The sequence below is a fragment of the Streptomyces europaeiscabiei genome, assembly GCF_001550375.1.
In the GTDB taxonomy this organism is placed as follows: Bacteria; Actinomycetota; Actinomycetes; order Streptomycetales; family Streptomycetaceae; genus Streptomyces; species Streptomyces europaeiscabiei.
In genome coordinates, this window is the sequence record NZ_LRTR01000638.1 from 1 (window position 1) to 2,513 (window position 2,513).

General features: G+C 69.2%; 5 protein-coding genes. All 5 read left to right on the forward strand.

The window, feature by feature from the left end; genetic code table 11:
• Positions 1-95: 95 nt before the first annotated feature.
• A complete protein-coding gene (gene rbsD / locus AWZ10_RS31050) occupies positions 96-485 on the forward strand; it encodes a D-ribose pyranase (protein ID WP_046708212.1) in 390 nt (129 codons plus the stop codon).
• Between the two features lie 523 nt (positions 486-1,008).
• Positions 1,009-1,341 carry a hypothetical protein gene (locus AWZ10_RS31055; protein WP_037703280.1) on the forward strand — a complete coding sequence of 111 codons (333 nt, stop codon included), beginning with the start codon at positions 1,009-1,011 and terminating at the stop codon, positions 1,339-1,341.
• A 32-nt stretch (positions 1,342-1,373) separates the two neighbouring features.
• Positions 1,374-1,685: a pore-forming ESAT-6 family protein gene (locus AWZ10_RS31060; protein WP_037703282.1), complete on the forward strand. Its 312-nt coding sequence runs from the start codon at positions 1,374-1,376 to the stop codon at positions 1,683-1,685.
• 138 nt (positions 1,686-1,823) lie between these two features.
• Positions 1,824-2,129, forward strand: a complete 306-nt coding sequence (locus AWZ10_RS54105; protein WP_078935760.1) for a hypothetical protein — start codon at positions 1,824-1,826, stop codon at positions 2,127-2,129.
• A 16-nt stretch (positions 2,130-2,145) separates the two neighbouring features.
• On the forward strand, positions 2,146-2,513 hold a 368-nt coding region (locus tag AWZ10_RS31070; RefSeq protein ID WP_208618582.1), incomplete at its 3' end, for an EsaB/YukD family protein.

Consider the following 2,513-nt stretch of genomic DNA (forward strand, 5'->3'; position numbering starts at 1 on the left):
GAGGCCGCCGCGTACGCGGCCCGGGTGGGGGCCGCCGCCGTCACGAAGGCCGGGGCGCAGGTGTCGTTCCCGACCGCCGAGGAGGTCGCTGCGCTGTGAAGCGGGCCGGGATACTCAACCGTCATCTGGCGGGCGCCCTCGCGGAGTTGGGGCATGGGCACGGGGTGCTGGTGTGCGACGCGGGGATGCCGGTGCCGGAGGGGCCGCGGCTGGTCGACCTGGCGTTCCGGGCCGGGGTGCCGTCCTTCGCGGAGGTGCTGGACGGGCTGCTCGACGAGCTCGTGGTCGAGGGCGCGACCGCCGCGCGCGAGGTCCGGGGCGCGAACCCGGAGGCGACCGCACTGCTGGAGGACCGCTTCCCCGACCTGGAACTGGTCTCCCACGAAAAGCTGAAGGAACTGTCGGCGGGCGCGCGGCTGATCGTACGGACCGGGGAGGCACGGCCGTACGCGAACGTGCTGCTGCGGTGCGGGGTGTTCTTCTAGCGGAGGGTGTACTGGCGGAGGGAGTCCCGGCGGAGGGTGTTCTTCCGGTCGGCCTTCGCCGTCCTGAGGCGCCCGGAACGTTTCGAGGGGCCCGGTCCACTGGACCGGGCCCCTCGGCTTTCCCCTCCCGTATCAGAACCCCCGCGATCCCCCCAGATCCCCCTCCGAGAAGCCCTGATGCCACGTACGACCCGCGGAGTGCGGGGAGGGTTGCACGGTGTCTTGAGAATTTTTTGGTATGCCAATACCGGGCTGGGGTTGACCATCGGCGGTCGGTCGGGGCGTCGACTTCGGCCGGTGCGTTGTCAGTGCCTACTGGCAGGGTTCGTACCTGGGCACGATCGGCCGAGCGGTCGGGAGGGGATGCGGAACGGGTGACTGCCGGGAGTGTGACGCGACACAAGGACGTTCGAATTGTGTCCCGATGATGTCACCGCACAGGCAAGTGCGTTGCGGGTGCAACGCGTTGTGGGAGAGCATGTTCGGGACGTAGGTGAACCGGACACACGGGGGTGGACACGACATGAAGTTCGACATGGGGTCGACGACCCTGGCGGAACTCGGGAAGAGCACGGTCGGTTCCAGCGACGACCTCGGGACGCTGATCCAGCTGCTGATCAGCGCGGCGGAACCGCTGGAGGGCAAGTTCAACGGCGCCGGCAAGCTGGCGTTCGACTCGTTCAAGAACCGCGCGGACGAGATCACCGCCGATCTGAACGGCTCGCTCGCCGCGATCCTGGGCGGTCAGTCGGGCATGGACAACGCGTTCGGCACAGGTGACGTGGAGTCCCAGGACAACGCCAACCAGAACATGGGCCTGGCCAACTTCGACGCGGCCCGCTTCGGCGCCCGATAAGCCATCGAGAGCATCAGCAGGGGGACATCCACATGGCTCAGAACCAGGACCGCCGTTCGTACGACACCGGGGCCTCGGGTGAGGTCCAGACCGCGCTCGGCACGATCGTGGGGCAGTTGGAGCGGGTGCTCGGCGACCGTGACGCCGCCGTCAAGGCCGCGATGACCGAGTTCCAGGCCGACGGTGTCTCGGACGACTACCACGGCAAGGAAGAGCGCTGGAAGAAGGCCGCGGCCGAGGTCCGCGAGATCATCCGTCTGGTGCGCACCACGCTCGAACAGAACGACGGCACCGCCCAGTCCACGCTGGCCAAGGCCCGCGCGGCGGTCGACCAGATCGGCTGACGGAGCGGATCGAGCGACAGCGTGCCGATCGGCGGACAGAGCGGATCGGCCGGCGGAGCGGATCGGTTGACAGAGCGGATCGGTTGACAGAGCGGCTGACAGATCGGCTGACAGAGAAGTGATCGGGGTCCCGTAGCCGTGGCAGCGCAGGATTACGACAGCCAGTTGCTGGAGTCGGTGTCGGTGCGGCGTCGACGGCTGCGGGACGCCCTGCTGTTCGGAGCGCAGCGACAGCGGCGCTCGGTGGACGAACGGATCGGGAAGATCTTCGCCGGGATCGTCATCGCGGCGGTGTTGTGCGCGGGATGTGTGGGGTGGTCCTTCGTGTCGAACCGCATCATCGGAAAGAGTCCGTACGGGGGTTCGGTGCAGCCGTCGGTCACACCGTCCCCCTCTGTTTCCACAGCGGTTTCCACAGCCCCGACCAGCACTTCTACCCGGTGATAGGTTCGATCGCGTGATGGCTACGGGGACGTTGGGGCAGGCCACCGGCGGGGCGCGCACGGCGCTCAGCCGGGTCACGCTGGTGGGCGAGCGTCGGCGGGTGGATCTCGTGCTGCCGTCGCGGGAACCGGTCGGACTGCTGCTGCCGGAGATCATGCGGCTGCTCGACGACCGGGTAGGCGGGCGGCCCGAGTTGCGGCATCTCGTCACCGCGGACGGTTCCGCGCTGTCGCACGACAGCACACTGGAGTCGGCCGGGGTTCCGGACGGCGCCGTACTGCGGCTCGTCCGGGCCGAGGACGCGCCGTCGGCGCCCGTCGTGCACGACGTCACGGACGAGGCGGCCGAGGATCTCGACGCCCGCGGCTGGCGCTGGCGGCCGGC

What these genes read in the sequence shown, in the direction of transcription:
- AWZ10_RS31055 (WP_037703280.1), top strand. Translation starts at nt 1,009, where the DNA reads ATGAAGTTCGACATGGGGTCGACGACCCTGGCGGAACTCGGGAAGAGC.
- AWZ10_RS31060 (WP_037703282.1), top strand. Translation starts at nt 1,374, where the DNA reads ATGGCTCAGAACCAGGACCGCCGTTCGTACGACACCGGGGCCTCGGGT.